The organism is Acinetobacter stercoris (assembly GCF_900323515.1).
In the GTDB taxonomy this organism is placed as follows: domain Bacteria; phylum Pseudomonadota; class Gammaproteobacteria; order Pseudomonadales; family Moraxellaceae; genus Acinetobacter; species Acinetobacter stercoris.
Window position 1 is genome coordinate 1 of sequence record NZ_OOGT01000071.1, and the last position, 17,400, is coordinate 17,400.

At 40.0% G+C, this 17,400-nt stretch carries 12 protein-coding genes; 7 read left to right on the forward strand and 5 right to left on the reverse strand.

Annotated elements, in window-relative coordinates:
* Positions 1–147 precede the first annotated feature (147 nt).
* Together rho and trxA are read right to left on the reverse strand one after the other, a co-directional pair.
* The gene (gene rho, locus KPC_RS09220; RefSeq protein ID WP_121974085.1) at positions 148–1,416 is read right to left on the reverse strand and encodes a transcription termination factor Rho; all 1,269 of its coding nucleotides are present in this window, start codon (positions 1,414–1,416) and stop codon (positions 148–150) included.
* Between the two features lie 356 nt (positions 1,417–1,772).
* Entirely contained in the window at positions 1,773–2,099 is a 327-nt protein-coding gene (gene trxA / locus KPC_RS09225; RefSeq protein ID WP_121974086.1) for a thioredoxin, read from the reverse strand.
* Between the two features lie 319 nt (positions 2,100–2,418).
* On the opposite strand from trxA, the gene ppx reads away from it, so the two are divergent.
* The 5 genes from ppx to KPC_RS09250 all read left to right on the forward strand — a co-directional run bounded on the left by ppx (position 2,419) and on the right by KPC_RS09250 (position 7,601).
* Positions 2,419–3,939, forward strand: a complete 1,521-nt coding sequence (gene ppx, locus KPC_RS09230) for an exopolyphosphatase (RefSeq protein WP_121974087.1) — start codon at positions 2,419–2,421, stop codon at positions 3,937–3,939.
* Positions 3,940–4,034: 95 nt separating this feature from the next.
* Positions 4,035–4,859 carry an acetyl-CoA carboxylase carboxyltransferase subunit alpha gene (locus KPC_RS09235; protein ID WP_121974088.1) on the forward strand — a complete coding sequence of 275 codons (825 nt, stop codon included), beginning with the start codon at positions 4,035–4,037 and terminating at the stop codon, positions 4,857–4,859.
* Positions 4,796–6,148 (forward strand): tRNA lysidine(34) synthetase TilS, encoded by a 1,353-nt coding sequence (tilS, locus tag KPC_RS09240; protein WP_121974089.1) that lies wholly within the window; start codon positions 4,796–4,798, stop codon positions 6,146–6,148. Before KPC_RS09235 ends, tilS begins: the two co-directional genes overlap by 64 nt.
* A gap of 27 nt (positions 6,149–6,175) precedes the next feature.
* Positions 6,176–7,006, forward strand: a complete 831-nt coding sequence (gene proC / locus KPC_RS09245; RefSeq protein WP_121974090.1) for a pyrroline-5-carboxylate reductase — start codon at positions 6,176–6,178, stop codon at positions 7,004–7,006.
* A 25-nt stretch (positions 7,007–7,031) separates the two neighbouring features.
* A complete protein-coding gene (locus KPC_RS09250) occupies positions 7,032–7,601 on the forward strand; it encodes a YggT family protein (protein WP_121974091.1) in 570 nt (189 codons plus the stop codon).
* A 198-nt stretch (positions 7,602–7,799) separates the two neighbouring features.
* Here the strand turns inward: KPC_RS09250 and polA are convergent, their stop codons facing one another.
* Positions 7,800–10,565, reverse strand: coding sequence for a DNA polymerase I (gene polA / locus KPC_RS09255; protein ID WP_121974092.1), 2,766 nt, complete (start codon positions 10,563–10,565; stop codon positions 7,800–7,802).
* Positions 10,566–10,725: 160 nt separating this feature from the next.
* On the opposite strand from polA, the gene KPC_RS09260 reads away from it, so the two are divergent.
* Positions 10,726–13,437 carry a DUF2339 domain-containing protein gene (locus KPC_RS09260; protein WP_121974093.1) on the forward strand — a complete coding sequence of 904 codons (2,712 nt, stop codon included), beginning with the start codon at positions 10,726–10,728 and terminating at the stop codon, positions 13,435–13,437.
* A gap of 535 nt (positions 13,438–13,972) precedes the next feature.
* Here the strand turns inward: KPC_RS09260 and KPC_RS09265 are convergent.
* On the reverse strand, positions 13,973–14,896 hold the full coding sequence (locus KPC_RS09265) for a mechanosensitive ion channel family protein (RefSeq protein ID WP_121974094.1): 924 nt from the start codon (positions 14,894–14,896) through the stop codon (positions 13,973–13,975).
* Positions 14,897–14,905: 9 nt separating this feature from the next.
* Entirely contained in the window at positions 14,906–15,727 is an 822-nt protein-coding gene (locus tag KPC_RS09270) for a hypothetical protein (protein ID WP_121974095.1), read from the reverse strand.
* A 96-nt stretch (positions 15,728–15,823) separates the two neighbouring features.
* Here KPC_RS09270 and gspE point away from each other — a divergent pair, with 96 nt between their 5' ends.
* Complete coding sequence (gspE, locus tag KPC_RS09275; protein WP_121974096.1) at positions 15,824–17,311, forward strand: type II secretion system ATPase GspE; 1,488 nt, start codon at positions 15,824–15,826, stop codon at positions 17,309–17,311.
* Positions 17,312–17,400: the final 89 nt, after the last annotated feature.

A 17,400-nucleotide genomic window follows, 5' to 3' on the forward strand; every position in this document is an offset into this window, starting at 1 on the left:
GTTTAGTTGAACTTATTTTTGTATAATCAAGTGCTTGTAAAAAAAGTTACAGAGTGACTCACAAAGTGTATATTTATGTAAGTGAAGTCAACCAAATAAAAAGGCTATCGTTAATGATAGCCTTTTTACTGAAAAATGAATTTTCGATTAATTCGCAGCTTTGCGTTTCATTTGATCGAAGAAATCATCATTGGTTTTGGTCTCTTTCATACGGTCAAGTAAGAATTCCATTGCCGCAAGCTCGTCCATTGGGTGCAGAAGTTTACGTAGAATCCATACTTTACGCAGGTTTTCTTCGCTCATTAAGCGCTCTTCGCGACGAGTACCTGATTTCTTGATGTTCATTGCTGGGAATACACGTTTTTCTGCGATTCGGCGATCAAGAGTAATTTCTTGGTTACCAGTACCCTTGAATTCTTCGTAGATGACGTCATCCATTTTACTGCCTGTTTCAATCAGGGCAGTAGAAATAATCGTTAATGAACCACCTTCTTCAATGTTACGTGCTGCACCAAAGAAGCGTTTAGGGCGTTCTAGGGCATGTGCATCGACACCACCAGTCAACACCTTACCTGATGAAGGAATTACGGTGTTATATGCACGGGCAAGACGGGTAATCGAATCAAGTAAAATTACAACATCTTTTTTATGTTCTACAAGACGTTTCGCTTTTTCAATCACCATTTCAGCAACTTGTACGTGACGGGCAGGTGATTCATCAAATGTAGATGCAACAACTTCACCACGAACTGTACGTTCCATTTCGGTGACTTCTTCAGGACGCTCGTCAATGAGAAGTACGATAAGGAAAACTTCTGGGTTATTACGAACAATCGACTGAGCGATGTTTTGTAATAGCATGGTCTTACCCGCTTTTGGTGGTGCAACGATAATAGAACGTTGTCCTTTACCAATCGGTGCGACGAGATCAACTACACGTGCAGTTAAGTCTTCTGTTGAACCGTTCCCCAGTTCCATTACAAGCTGTTCTGTAGGGAAAAGAGGGGTCAAGTTTTCAAATAAAATTTTGTTACGTGAATTTTCAGGTGTATCGTAGTTAATTTGATTAACTTTGAGTAAAGCAAAATAACGTTCGCCTTCTTTTGGCGGGCGAATCGTCCCCGTAATTGTGTCACCCGTACGCAGGTTGAAGCGACGAATTTGTGATGGACTCACATAAATGTCATCAGGACCTGCAAGGTAAGAACCTGCGGCTGAGCGCAAGAAACCAAAACCATCAGAGAGAATTTCAAGAACGCCATCCCCAAAGATTTCCTCACCATTCATCGCGTGACGCTTTAAAATGGCAAAGATAATATCTTGTTTGCGGTTACGAGCCATTCCTTCCAGGCCCATAAACTCAGCAATCTTGATGAGTTCGCCAATCGGTTTTTTCTTGAGTTCGGTTAAATTCATATATGGTCAGATTGATAAAGGATGTGTGATACACAGATATAGATAAGCAAAAGTCAGCCGCATTGCAAAAGGTGAGACGCAATTGTATTTGCACAATAACAAACTCAGAATCTGATTAAGTTCTTTCGAGGAGAAATGTGTAAAACAATTTCTGTTGCCGAGCGGCGATCTTATGTGTTGTGTCTTTTAAGAAACTGGGAAAGTAAAGATTATCCAAATGTTCCTTGAGCATGGAATATAAGTGAGAATGGGGGATTTGTCAATTTATAGACGAAAAAAAATACGCCATGTTGAGATGGCGTATTTTAAATGGGGAGCAAATCGTTTTAAAAAGCAGATTTCAGCCCCAGATTAAATTAAATGTTTTCATCAATGAAAGCAGTCAATTTTGATTTAGGCACAGCACCGATTTGTTGAGCAACAACTTCACCGTCTTTGAACATTAACAAAGCTGGAATGTTACGAATATTATAGTTCACAGCAGTTGCTTCGCATGAAGTCACATCAACTTTAACGATTTTAACTTTACCTTCGTATTCTGTAGAAAGTGCTTCTAATACTGGTGCAATAGCTTTACAAGGTGCGCACCAACCTGCCCAGAAATCTACAAGAACAGGGGTTTCAGATTTTAGAACATCTGCTTCAAAGTTAGCATCTGTTGTATTAACAATATTTCCAGACATGGATTTTGCTCCAAAATAATTTTAAGATTACATCTATGACTATAAGTATTACATAGCTAACTTGATCAAAGTAGTGGGATATGTAAATTTTCGATTTGAATATTCGATATGTTTAATAGATGATCACAATATCAGGTTAAAAATACAGCGACCAGCAAGAGCTAGGTGTATATTTCTTATCCAAAATATGCTGTTTTTGTAATATAATTGTCATATATGAAGAAAAAATAAAAACTCATCACTTTGTCTAAATAAATGGCTTTTCAATTGCATGTCAGTGAATTACTCTAAGCACAATTCTAAAAGAGTTAGTTTTATAATGTCTGATTTTTTGATTGATGAAGAATTACTAGCTGCCATTGATATGGGGTCAAATAGTTTTCACCTTGCGATTGCACGTGTGGATCATGGCGAAGTTAAAAAAGTCGCTTCAATGTCAGAAAAAGTACAGCTAGGTGCTGGTTTAGATGAAAATAAAAATTTGACAGAAGTGGCTCAGCAACGTGGTCTGGATTGCCTGGCCCGTTTTGTGGGGCGTTTGAGTTCAGTTCAACCAAACCGTTTACGTATTGTTGCGACGAATGCTTTACGTCAGGCAAAAAATGGTCATGAATTTATCCAGAAAGCAGCGGGTATACTTCCCAAACCCATTGAAATTATTGCAGGACGAGAAGAAGCCCGACTAATTTATCTTGGTGTTTCGCATACGATGGCGAATAGTGGTCGTCGTCTGGTGATTGATATTGGTGGTGGTTCCACGGAATTGATTATTGGTGAAGAGTTTGAGCCGATTCATACCGAATCTTTACAAATGGGATGTGTGGCATATACCAAATCTTATTTTCCTGATGGAGAAATCAGCCAAAAGTCTTTTGATAAAGCCGTTGTTGCAGCTCGTAAGGAACTTTCGGCAATTGCCAATACTTATAAGGCTGAGGGCTGGGATACGGTTGTAGGTTCGAGTGGGACGATCAAGGCCTGTCGTCAGATTGCCGTGAATATGGGCTGGAGTGATGAACAGGAAACCCTGACTCGCGAAGGCATAGAAAAACTAAAAGATAAGTTGCTAAAATTTAAACATGTTTCAGACATGGATTTTGTCGGTCTTAAAGAAGATCGTCGTGCAGTGTTACCCGCAGGTATTGCAATTTTATATGCTGTTTTTCAAATATTGAATCTGGATAAGTTGGTCTATTCAGATGGTGCATTGCGTGAAGGGGTCATGTATGACTTACTTGGGCGCTTCCAGCACGAAGATATCCGTGATCGTAGCGTTCAAGCGATGATGGGTCGCTATGGTGCTGATGCCAAACAAGCGCAACGTGTTGTTGATACCGCGCAGCATTTATTTGATGGTGTTGCTGAAAAACTTCATTTGACCAGTGATGATAGTGATTTATTGCGCCGTGCTGCTTATTTGCATGAAATTGGTTTAGCAATTAGTCACAGTGGTTATCAACGTCATAGTGCATATTTGTTGCAGCATTCCGATATCCCTGGTTTTTCTCAGATTGATCAGAATCATTTGGCACATTTGGTCGCTCATCATCGACGAAAATTACGTTCAGATACAAAAAATGACGTGTTAAAAGTGGGTGGGGCGACACTTCTTTATCTGTGTTTGATTCTGCGCCTAGCCGTTTTATTAAATCACAGTCGCAGCGATGAGATGCTTCCTGCCATTGAATTAAGTATACAGGATGAGCAACAATGGCAACTCAGCGTTTCTGGTGATGCCAAACAATGGCCTCTGCTTGTTGCTGATTTGCATGATGAGCAAGTCCAGTTCAGGCATTGGGATATTGAATTGAATATTCAGTCGGAACAATTTATCGATTAAAATCAATCGGTGAACAATTTATCAGTTAACACAGGTGCTTGAATACACATTAATTTCGAGACCTTATTTGTTAATTTAAGGATAATGATCGACTTATGAAAAATAAAGCTGCTCAGTCTAAAGCATGGAAAACTGTTCAAATTGCGCGTCATCCAGACCGTCCGCAATTTTTAGATTATGTGAGTGAAATATTTACCGAATTTGATACCTTGCATGGTGACCGTCTGTATGGCGATGATGGTGCAATGGTTGGTGGTTTAGCACGTTTGGACGGTCAACCTGTCATGGTTGTTGGTCAGCATCGTGGACGTAGTACACGTGAAAAACTGCAGCACAATTTTGGTATGTGTAATCCGGAAGGTTATCGTAAATCTCAGCGTCTGCTAGATATGGCTGAGCGTTTTAATCTTCCAGTATTTACCTTTATTGATACAATGGGTGCGTATCCAGGTGTGGGTGCAGAAGAGCGCGGTCAGGCAGAAGCGATTGCAACCAGTCTTGCTCAACTATCAAGTTTAAAAGTGCCTGTTATTGCAACAGTTTTAGGTGAAGGCGGCTCAGGCGGTGCACTTGGTATAGGCGTTGCTGATCGTGTAATTATGCTTTCACACAGCATTTATTCTGTTATTTCTCCCGAAGGTTGTGCATCTATTCTTTGGAAAACTGCTGAAAAGGCAGAGCAAGCCAGTGATGCATTGGCTTTGACAGCAGATAAACTTCAAAAGATTGGTATTGTAGAATATGTTGTAGACGAGGGCGAAGGTGCCCATCTACATCCTCTTGAAGTGATGGAAAAACTTAAAGTTGTTTTAAAACAGGCGCTTGATGAAATTCAACCTATGGAAGCTGATGAACGATGCGAAGCACGTTATCAACGTTTAATGAAGTTTGGCAGCGACAATTTAGGCTTGGCGTCTTAAAACAGTTAAACGAATTTCCTGAACAGACTCGTTTTCTAATCGGATGTAGTGGTGGCATGGATTCCATGTTGTTGCTACATCTGATGTCTTTTTTGTGCCCTGAAAAAATTCGTGCAATCTATATTGATCACCAATTACAAAGCATGAGTAGTGAATGGGGGGACTTTGTTGCCCAGCAATGTCAGTTGTTGAATATTTCTTATGTTATTCAAAAAGTGAATGTTCAACAGGGGAATCTGGAAAATCAGGCACGTAATGCACGATATCAGGCATATCAGCAGCATTTACATCCCGATGAAATATTGGTTTTGGCACATCACCAACAGGATCAGGCTGAAACACTTTTACTTAGGCTTCTGTCTGGTGCAGGAGTAAGTGGCTTATCTGCAATGCGCTATCTGGATCATCGGGACCAATTATCGATCTGGCGTCCACTTTTAAATGTTTCTCGTGAGCAGATTTGCCAATGGGTGTCCGAGCTGAATATTACTTATATTGATGATCCGACCAATCTGGATACGCATTATGATCGGGCGTGGTGTCGTAATGAGCTTTGGAATATTTTGCAAAGCCGTTACCCAAAAATGCAGCAGGCTCTGGCCCGTACCAGTTATCTGATGCAGGATGCCCAAGAGATACTGGATGAAGTCTATGAGCAGGATTTACAGTTTTGTGGTGATCAGAATCAGCTTGATTTGCTCAAACTGGGGGAACTTTCCAGATCAAGACAAAGACAACTATTATCTGGATGGATGAAAGGTTTAGATGGTTATCGTCCAGCATTTGAAATGGTCGAACGTTTGCAAAATGAGGTTATCTATTCCAAGCAAGATCGACAGGCAGCCTTGTATTGGAATGGATATTATTATGTCCGATATCAAAAGATTTTATACCGTTTAACAAAAGAGCAGTATCTAGCAGAAACAAATGCACCTAGTATGCAAGAGTATTCAATTTGTTGTCAGTTACATCAGAAATTGGATGTTGCTTCCGGCTCTTTTCAAATTGAAACAAGTGAAGTGGGGCTATCTGGTGCATTACTGGGAAAAAAACTGCAATTAAAGTTGCGTCAAGGTGGTGAGAAACTTCATTTATTTGGGCGGGTAGGTACGTGGCCATTGAAAAAAGCAATTCAAGAAGCACAAATTTTTCCATGGATGCGTCATACAATTCAAATATTAAGCATAGATAATGTTATGCTTGGTGTTTTGACACCGAAAGGGTTTTGGCTGGCAGAGTCTCCTTATTGTGAAGTGGGGGGGTGGCAGCCCAAATTACGGTCAGATTAAGAACAAATTCAGGGTAGAGATAGATTCATGAATTCAGCTTTAAATTGTAATATCTGTTTTATTGGTGGTGGTAATATGGCTCAAGCCCTGATTGGTGGCTTGATCAGTCGTGGTTTACCTGCAACGCGTATAACAGTATCTGACCCTGTAGAAAAAGTTCGTCAGTTATTACAAGAAAAAGATGTTCATGTAACTGAAGATAATATTGCTGCGATTCAAAATGCAGATGTGGTTGTTTTTGCTGTTAAACCTCAAGTTTTAGCCTCTGTATTAAAACCATTAAAAGGTTTGTTTGATGGAAAACTGATTATTTCTATTGTTGCTGGTGCTGAAATCAAGACTATTGAAGATTTGACAGGTGCTGAGCGGGTAGTTCGTGTGATGCCAAATACACCGGCACTGGTACAAACTGGTGCTCATGGTCTATTTGCGTATGAATCAGTAGATGCCAAAGATCGTGAACTTGCAAGTCAGGTATTGGCAGCAACAGGTTTAACCATCTGGGTAAATTCTGAAGCTCAAATTGATGCGGTTACTGCTGTTTCAGGTTCGGGACCTGCTTATTTCTTTTATATGATGGAAAGCATGATTCGTGCGGGTAAAAATTTGGGGCTGGATGAAAAGGTTGCAACTGCTTTAACATTACAGACTGCATTGGGGGCTGCACAAATGGCGATTACCAGTTCAAGTACGCCAGCAGAATTACGTAAAAATGTGACTTCACCAAATGGGACAACTCAGGCGGCTTTGGAAGTTTTTGATCGTGCACAAATTTCACAAAATATTCAAACAGCTTTAGCTGCCGCGCAGAAGCGTAGTCAAGAATTAGCTCAAGAATTAAGTGATAGCACGAAGTAATCGATTTAATTAGGAAAGTTCAAGTATGGGTGCAAATTCTGCGCTAATTTTTGGCATTATCATTAACGTTGCGATTTTGCTTGTATTCTTCCGTTTTTTAATGCAACTGGCGATGGTCAATCCGTATAATCCAGTTGTCATGTCCACAGTAAAGGCAACGAAAATTGTGGATATTTTTGGACGAATCTTCCCACCACTAGCCAAAGGCCGAGTGAATTTAGCTGCGATTGTTTTGTTGATCGTACTTTATTTACTCAAGATTTTTGGGATTATGTATTTGTCAGGGGCGATGCCGAACAGTCCGGTACATTTGGTGATTTTAACTTTTGTCACCATGATTCAGGATTTGATCCGTTTTTGTCGTTACTTGATTTTTGCAACGATTATTTTAAGTTGGGTGGTGATGTTTACACAATCACGTTCCCCTTATATTGAAGTGATTCAGGATTTGGCAGAGCCTTTATTGGCACCGTTTCGCAAGATTTTACCGAATATGGGAATGATTGATTTATCACCTATCTTGGCTTTCTTTGCGCTTTATATTGCTGATATTTTAATGAGTGAAGTGGCTAAAGCATTATTAACAGGGCTTTAAGTGATCATAAATAAAAAGGACTCTAAATGAGTCCTTTTTATTTTCCTGATCTTTAGAAAAATTTAATAAATGTTCTGTAAATCAAGAATTTCCAGAGATGATTAACATTGGGCTTTAATCATTTCCTTTTAAATCAACATTAGGAAAGATGACTTCTATCCAGCCTTCCTCCTAAAAGGAGGAAAGAGTTAAAAGTTGTTAATGTGCTTCATCCCAGTTACGCCCTTGTCCAACTTCTACGACCAAAGGAACAGATAGTTTTACAACATCTTGCATGACATCACGTATTGTTTTAGCCAGTTCATCTGCAATCTTTTCGTCAACTTCAAATACCAATTCATCGTGTACCTGAAGCAGAAGTTTTGCCTGATCTTCGGGCAATATTTTTTCGACTTCAATCATTGCCATTTTTATAATTTCTGCAGCGCTACCTTGAAGTGGGGCATTAATTGCTGCGCGCTCAGCACCTTTACGAACCATCATGTTACGGGCATCAATATCAGGTGTATACAAACGTCGTCCTAAAATGGTTTCGACAAAGCCTTGTTCGTGTGCAACTTGGCGGGTACGTTGCATGTATTCATAAATACCAGGATAACGATGGAAATATTGTTTGATATAGTCCTGAGATTCTTGACGGGTAAATCCTAGCTGACGAATCAGACCAAATTCAGACATACCATAAAGTAGTCCAAAGTTTACGGCTTTCGCTTGGCGACGCTGATCGCTCGTCACATCTTCAATAGGAATGCCTAACACTTCAGAAGCAGTCCGTCTATGCACATCCTGACCATGCTGGAAAGCATGAACAAGTGCTTCATCTTGAGAAAAATGAGCCATTAAACGTAGTTCGATTTGAGAATAATCGGCTGCAAGCAAGACACGACCTTCTGGTGCGATAAAGGCTTTACGGATTTGACGACCAATTTCTTCACGGATAGGAATATTTTGCAGGTTTGGATCTGTAGAGGATAAACGTCCAGTTGCTGTTAATGCCTGATGATAGCTGGTGTGTACTCGATGGGTTTCAGGGTTTGCCTGTTTGGATAAACCTTCAGTATAGGTACCTTTTAGCTTGGTTAAGCCACGATATTCAATAATCAGCTCAGTAATTGGATGATCAATTTTTTCCAATACACTTTCACTGGTGCTGTATTGACCAGTGGCGGTCTTTTTACCACCTTTTAATCCAAGTTTATCAAAAAGGATCTCGCCAACCTGTTTAGGAGAACTGACATTAAATTCCTGACCTGCCAGATCAATGATCTGATTTTCCAGATTTTGAATCGTTTCAGTAAACTCAACACTCAGTTGATCAAGGAAGCTTAAATCAAGTTCTATGCCATTTTCTTCCATAATACTGAGTACACGTGCTACAGGCATTTCAATATTGTGCAAGATGTTGACCAGCTCTGGAGTTGCTGAAAGTTTGCGATCTAAAACTTCATATAAACGATAGGTGACATGTGCATCTTCAGCTGCATAATGCGCTGCTGTTTCGATTTCGATCTGGTTGAAGGTTTTTTGTTTTGCGCCTTTTCCTGCAACCTGTTCAAAAGTGGTTGTCAGGTGACTTAAATATAAACGGGCTACATCATCCATACCATGACGAGTAGCGACAGAATTAAGCACATAAGAAGCCAGCATGGTATCGAAATACCAGCCCTGAAGCTCAATGCCATGATTCGCGAAAATATGAGCATCGTATTTTAAATGATGTCCAATCTTCTCAACGGATTTATCTTCTAAAATAGGTTTGATTTGTTTGAGAATTTCTTCTCGGTTTAATTGCTCTGGCGCACCTTCATAATCATGTGCAAGAGGAATGTAATAAGCATCATTTGCATCAAAAGCAACTGAGAAGCCGACCATCGCTGCTTGGCGATAATCCAGACTGGTGGTTTCGGTATCAATTGCAAAACGTTTTTCAGTACTTAAACGTTGAAATAGCTTATCCCAAGCATCCTGAGTTAAAACAGTATGATAGTTTGCCTGCCCAAGTAGATCATCAACACTGCTGATATTGGCCTGATCTTCTGTTTTAATGGTCTCGGCTTCGGAGTTTGTTGTCGCTGCTGCTTTAGCCGTTTGTTTATAGTTAGAATTATTTGGATTGTTCGGGTGGTCAAGGGATTGTAACTGATTACGGAACTCAAGTTCTGTATATAGACGACGAAGCTCTTCAACGTTAGGATCTGTCAGTTTTAGATCATCATAGACCAAGCCCATGTCCAGATCACAGATGATGCTGGCAAGCTGATGATCGAGTCGAATACCTTCTATGTTATCCTGGATGCTTTGCCCAATTTTACCTTTGATGTTGGCAGCATTGGCGATAATATTATTTAGATCACCATATTCATTCAAGAGTTTAGCGGCAGTTTTTGCTCCAACACCAGGAACACCCATAATACCGTCAGATGCATCACCCATTAACGTTAGATAATCAATAATCTGATTTGGCCACACCCCGAATTTTTCAAAAACACCATTTATATCCATAGGTTTGTCTTTGAAGCTATCTTCCAGGGTAACTTTCTCTGTTACCAGCTGGGCCATATCTTTGTCACCAGTTGAAATCAGTACCTGGTAGCCTTGAGCTTCAGCACGTTTTGCTAATGTACCGATAATATCATCGGCTTCAGCCCCAGGTAAGGCATGCAAAGGGATACCTAAGGCACGGATAAGTGCATGCAGATATGGAATTTGCTCAGCCAGCTCATCAGGCATGCTTGGACGGTCACCTTTATAGATCGGTGATAATTTATGACGGAAAGTAGGTTCTGGTGTATCGAAAATTACAGCCATATGCGTAGGTTGAGTACGACGCATCAGTTTTTGGATTGCTGAAATTGCGCCACGGATTGCATTGGTGTGTAAACCTGTTGAAGTGGTTAACGGTGGCAGTGCATGGAAAGCCCGAAATAAAAAATATGACCCATCGACCAAGACAAATGGTGGCATCGAAAAATTCCTAATTCTATGAATAGTTTTATTGTACGTGATTTTTTGCAATTAAGCAGATCTCTGGTGACACAGCGTTACCGAATATCTGATGAATACAGCTTTTGTTGATGAATTACTGTTGTATGATCAAATGAATAGGATTTGAGTAATTATAAGTATGCTGAAAGGGCGGAGTGAAATCCGGGTGATTTGGCTGATGGTCTTGGTGATCATCGCTGTCGGGGCATGGTTTTTAGATGAAAGTACACGTATTTTAACTTATGTTTGTGGTCTGGCATTTGTGATGAGTGTAATGCAGTATGTCGATCAGATTCAAAAACCGATTCAGGATATTTCAAGCCAGATTAAACAACCATTTTATCTGGCATCAAAAGTTCCTTTATATATTTCCTCTGTTATCGCAATCGTTGGAATTGCAATGCATTGGAGCTGGATGATTGGTTTCGGGCTTACGGGATGGATTTTTTATTTTCTGAGGTGGTTAAGGCGTTTAGAAGCCTATTTGAATATGATTGAACAGCAGATTCAAACTGGGCAGATCACGACCACACCTGAACAATCCTTATCACAAGACATGCGTTCAGTAACCTCGCAGGGTCAACAATTAGGGTTATTTGAACAAATAAAACAATGGATTTTTCAGGGGAATCCTGTCTTAAAAATTGCGATTATTGTTTTAGTCATCGGTGTTGTTTTATTACTGCGTTTTGCAACAGAACATTGGCAGCTGAGTCTGGCATTTAAGTTGTTGATTGTGGCCGTGATGAGTTTTGCTATCGCACTTATTGGTTTGGTAATGCAATCTAAAAATAGGAGTTTTGCATTAGCCTTGGAAGGGCTTGGTTTAGCAGGACTTTTTCTGACATTATTTTTTGCTTATTACAATCATGTTATAGCCAGTTTAGGAGTTGCCAGTCTCTGCTTTGCACTGCTGATGCTCGCAACTTTGATATTAAGTTTAAGACAACAATCAATCGAGCTGGCACTCATGGCGATGGTGGTTGCTTATCTTGCTCCATTTACCTTGCCTGTTCGAGATGCGACAGCGATTGAGTTGATTACCTATTATTTACTGATCAATTTGGCAGTTGCTGTTTTAAGCACACTTCGTCCCTGGAAAATCCTGAACCAGATTGCCTTTTTGATTACAGTTGTTGTTGGCGGGCTTTATGCTTTTACACATGGATATGTAGATGAACGTCATCATTTGGCATTACTGGTACTGGCACATACAGCAGTATTTGTATGGCTATCATTCAGGTTTAGTCAACTGATTGCCAAAAAAGATGTAGAAGAGTTCAAACTTAAACCTGCATTAGATATTGCCTTGATCTTTGGTGCACCAATTGTTGGTTTTATTTTTATTTATCTGATGTATTTCAAAGAAAGTTTTTGGCAGGCTGGGTTCAGTCTGGCATTTGCATTGGCTTATGCAGGACTATATCAGCTGGCAAAACGTAATCAACTGGTTCAACTGATTTCCCAGAGTTATTTAAGCCTGACCCTCATCTTTATCGCCCTGATTCCCCCGATCCTGCTACCTGAAGAGTGGAGTGTGATTGGCTGGGCTGTTGAAGGTGTTGTGATTTTTATTTTTTCACTCCACAAACAGTCTAATGTTAGCCGTTATCTGGCGATGGGCTTATTGATAAGTGCAGGTATTTTTAGTTTTTACTATCTTGTCGAATTACCCGAATTCCCTCGTAGCATGTACTGGGTTTTGAGTCTATGTTATGTAGCAGTTGTCCTTCTGGCAAATAGTCAGGAATCCTATCAAAAACAATTAAGCTCAACGACGACCAGTTTTTTTTCGATCTTGACATTATCAGCAACTACGATGTTATTGGTTTTAATTCGGGATGAGGTCGATGGAACGAACCAGTTTGTTATCCCTTTATTTATTCTAAGCTTAAGTTATGTGCTTATGAATGAAATGATGCTGTTACGTAAAGCTGATTGGTCATGGCTCATACCTAAGTGGTTTGGTGTCATCCCTGTACTTGTTTTTGCATTGATTGTACTGGTTGATCATACTCAACATGGAATTTTGATTTGGAATAGTGCAACTGAGAGATTCGGTTTTGCACTGTCAGGTTTGTTATTGTTTACTGTGTGGTTAAGACCGTTTCAATGTGTTCATTTTGAAAAGGAATGGGTAAGCCTGGGGGCGTTTTGCAGTTTGAGTCTCACCAGTTTGAGTCTGATTCCAGGTATGCCTTATATCAGTGTAGTGATATTGCCTTTGTTATTTTGTGGATGGTGTTTTTGGCAAAAAAATCAGGACTGGAATATGTTCTGGCAAGCGCGTACCAGCCTTGCGTTAATGATGATATGGATCATTTGTTCACAACTTTTTTCTGCCCAAGCTTTTCAAGCCTACCTGTTTCCGATTTTAAACCCATTTGATCTGGTGAGTATCGCCATGCTCGCAGGCTTTATCTGGATGTTATCACTGCAATTAAAAACCGGTCTGGATCGTGGCATTGTTGCTGTTCTGATCGTGCTAAGCTTGTTATGGCTTTGTAGTTATATCGTGTTACGCGCTTTGCATATGTATCTGGATACACCTTATAACTCACTACAAATATGGCAGGATGGTACGGTTCAACTCAGCTTTACTTTGCTTTGGGTTTGCCTGGCATTGATTACCATGAGTCTGGCAAGTCGTAAGAGTCTACGTTCCATGTGGATTCTTGGTGGTAGTATTTTGGTGTTGGTGACCTTAAAACTGGTACTGTTTGATTTATCACATGTTGGAACATTGACCAGAGTTGTTTCATTTCTGGGAGCAGGATTTGTAATGCTAATTATTGCTTATATTGCGCCGATTCCAGAGCCGGAACAGCTTGCCATTGAAGATAACAAATAGGTTTTATAATATTTTCTCCTTCGTTGTTTTGATGAAGGGGAAAATACTTAACCTGAGTTCGATATAAAACTCTTAATGAAACATGATACTCGGAAACGTCATCCGCAACTGTTTGAGGTAGGACTTCTTTTATAATGTATTGTTTCTGCGACTTATTGAATATGTTGCTAGTGGCTGACGAGTTTTGCGGATGACAATGGTTTTGCATACTTTTGCCGAAACAAAAGTATGGCGAGCCGCAGGCTGATCCCAAAATTGGATAAAAACTCAGCAAGACTCCGCTAAGATCATTGCTTTTCAATAAGTTAAAGAAGTAGTTGCGTCGAACTCACGTTACTTAATTTATTGATTGCTAAATATTTTAAAAAATAAAATTTTCAATGAATGAAAATGTTTGAATCCTATTCTAAGTAACCATTTTATCAGACTAGATATATTGATTGTATGGACTCCGCGGGTGAGTCTATTTGCTGAAAAATGGCTATTGTTACCTTTTAATAGGAAAAGTAACAATAGCCAGACCAAGAGCAAATAATTACAATTTTGGCTCACGTTTGATTTCTTGCGCATTGCCATAGGTATCTAGGTCTTCATTACTTAAAGGTGCAGATGCTGCTGGTCGATCAACAAAACCAATTTTAGGTACAGGGATTTCTATCTGATTTTCTACAAAACGGTCGCGAATAATTTCATGCATTTGATCTTTGACTTGCAAGTAGTTTTCTTGCCTACACCAAAGTGCAAATAAAAGTTCAATGGATGATTCACCAAATGAAGTAACACTTAATGTTGGCTTCGGATCTGCAAGAACCAGAGCATAATCATTTGCTGCATCTAATAAGACTTCCCGTACTTTATTGATATCTTCATGAAAATTGATGGCAAGTGTGATTGGAATGCGCCGAATAGGGAAACGGGACAGATTGTGCACAGGGGCTCGAATAAGCTGTTCATTCGGTAAGCGAACAAATACATTATCTAATGTGAGCAACTTGACTGAAAGAAGATCGATAGAAATGACTTCTCCTTCAATAGTATGTCCGCGAATCAGCGTGATCTGAATAGTATCACCTACAGCAAAAGAGCCTTCTCCTATCAAGAATAAACCGCTGATCAAGTTAGATGCCGATGTTTGTGAAGCAAAACCCAAAGCAACGGTTAGAATCCCCGCAGCACCAAGGAAGACGCTAAGTTTAAAGCCAGCTTCTTTTAAACTTGCAACTGCAAACAAAATAAAGATGAAGTAAAAAATCCCTCTACGCCAGACCAGGCGTTGATGGGCATTTAAACGTTGTCCAATGGTCCGGATAAAGGTATTTGAGACCACACGTGCTAAAATAAAACCGATAAAGCAAAGAATTAAAGCAATCAGAACTTCGGTAATACGATCTGTATTAAAGTTGGTAAATATTCCTTTGAGGCTATCTGTTACATCTTTGGTGATATTGGTATCTGCCATGATGCCTCCTTAGAAAAATGAATCAAACATGTTAAACAGCATGCCACCTGGAGTTCGAGGTGGATGAACATATGTAACTTCGCCTGCCAAAGGTGGTGTACGGTTTTCAATACGTATACGCGGAGGTTTATTAGAGTCTTCATGTATGACTTTAATCTGTGAAGTCCATAAGCGACCTGTACTCTCACTATAAAAAAGAGGTAATGCAGGTACAGGAATATTCATTTTATCGAAGCGTAATTGATGATTGCTAATATTATGAAAATCAATTGGTGTCACTGCACGAAATGCACGGGGTCGAAGTAAATTAAGTTCGGTTCTACCATCGACGGATGTGGCATAACACAATTCACCATTTCGCTTATCAGGACCAAACCATGTGTCCTTGGGTAAGATGACAGGAAGATCAAACAAAGGTTCTTTTTGGCTTTGAACAAAGCCAGCCATCCACAATGGTGTACTGATATATAAGGTACCACGCTGACCAGCAGGAATATAAATCGGGTCTACAGGCTTAATCACGACTGAACGGTCTGCAAGTCTTGGCATGAGCTGGAACGTATTATGTGTTTCTCTAAACATAAAACGTTTGACATGTACAGGTTGTGGAAAAGCAAAATGGACATCCTGAATACAACTCCACTGTTGCTCGTAGTCAAACTGCATCATTGGACGATAATATTCCAGCCGCCATTCCTGTAAACCGCGCGTTAACCTCAAAAGCATTGAGCCAAATTGCCAAGCTTTGGATTGATTGAGTTCAAACTTTTGCTCTCCCCACCATTTTAGATCGGGAAGTTCTGGTTCTAAATGTTCATTTTTCTTGGACAACGGTGATTATTCCTTATTCATTCATAAAAACAGACTTCACGCTGTCATATGCATAGAGTACACTCAATATAATTTTAATCATCATTATAAGTTGTAATGCAAGTACTTAAACAACTACAAATACCATATAGTTTTGCGAAGCGGCATGGAGTGCTTTTACGTTACGAAGGCGATCAAGTCTATATTGTCAGAAGACAGGATACCGCACAAATTGCCATTCAAGAAGCTCGCCGTTATTTAGGTCGACCAGCCCAATATCAAATTCGTGCTAATGACGAGTTTGATCATTTACTCAGCTCAAGCTATGCAGGTGAAACAGGTGAATCACAACAGGTTGCAGCAGGTCTGGAAGATCATCCAGATCTATTGAGCTTGGCAGATCAAGTCCCAGAAACTGAGGACTTGATGGATCAGGAAGATGATGCTCCGATTGTACGTCTGATTAACGCATTATTGTCTGAAGCGATTCGTGTCGGTGCGTCTGATATTCATATTGAATCATTTGAAAAAAAGCTTTCAGTTAGATTGAGAGTGGATGGGCAGCTTCGAGAAATTGTACAACCACGCCGTGAACTAGCTCCACTTCTGGTTTCACGTATCAAGGTTATGGCAAAACTGGACATCGCTGAAAAACGTATTCCTCAAGATGGCCGTATTTCCTTACGGCTGGCGGGGCGTGAAGTTGATGTTCGTGTATCGACATTACCATCTTCACATGGTGAACGTGTAGTGATGCGTTTACTTGATAAGCAGGCTGGGCGCTTGAACATGAGCCATTTGGGGTTGATGGCAAATGATTATGAAAGATTGATACAGTTGGTGCATCGACCACATGGCATTATTTTAGTGACCGGACCTACAGGCTCAGGGAAGACAACAACTTTATATGCAGCGCTTTCTGATCTGAATGATGGTTCAAAAAATATTTTGACTGCAGAAGATCCTATTGAATATCAGCTAGAAGGAATTGGACAGACACAAGTCAACACTAAAGTTGATATGACCTTTGCGCGTGCTTTAAAGGCTATGCTACGTCAGGATCCAGATGTGGTGATGGTCGGTGAGATTCGTGATCTGGAAACTGCTGAGATTGCAGTTCAAGCATCATTAACAGGTCACTTGGTTTTATCAACACTACATACCAATACTGCGATCGGTGCGGTAACACGTCTTAAAGATATGGGGATTGAGCCATTTTTATTATCCAGTTCATTGATTGGTGTAATCGCACAAAGATTGGTGAGAACACTTTGTACGCACTGTGTAACCTGGAGGGATGCCAGTGATTTTGAAAAGGACGTGTTTAAACATCTGGAAGTTGATGAAAATTTAAAGCTTCCACAACCAAATGGGTGCGAACATTGTTCACATATTGGATTCATTGGACGAACTGCTATCTATGAAATAGTTCCTATTGATGAACCCATGCGTCGTCTTGTACATGGTAATGCAGCTGAATATGAACTGGAAGGTTATGCACGGCAACATGCGGGATCTATTCGTGATGACGGATTAAGAAAAATTTTGAAAGGTAAAACCACACTGGAAGAGGTATTAAGGGTAACAAACGAATCAGAAGAATAAACACTAATCGCAAATAGATATCTTTAAAATGCTTTCGATAGGTATATACAGGAGATCTATTTGCATATCTTTTTTAAATCATTTTTTTG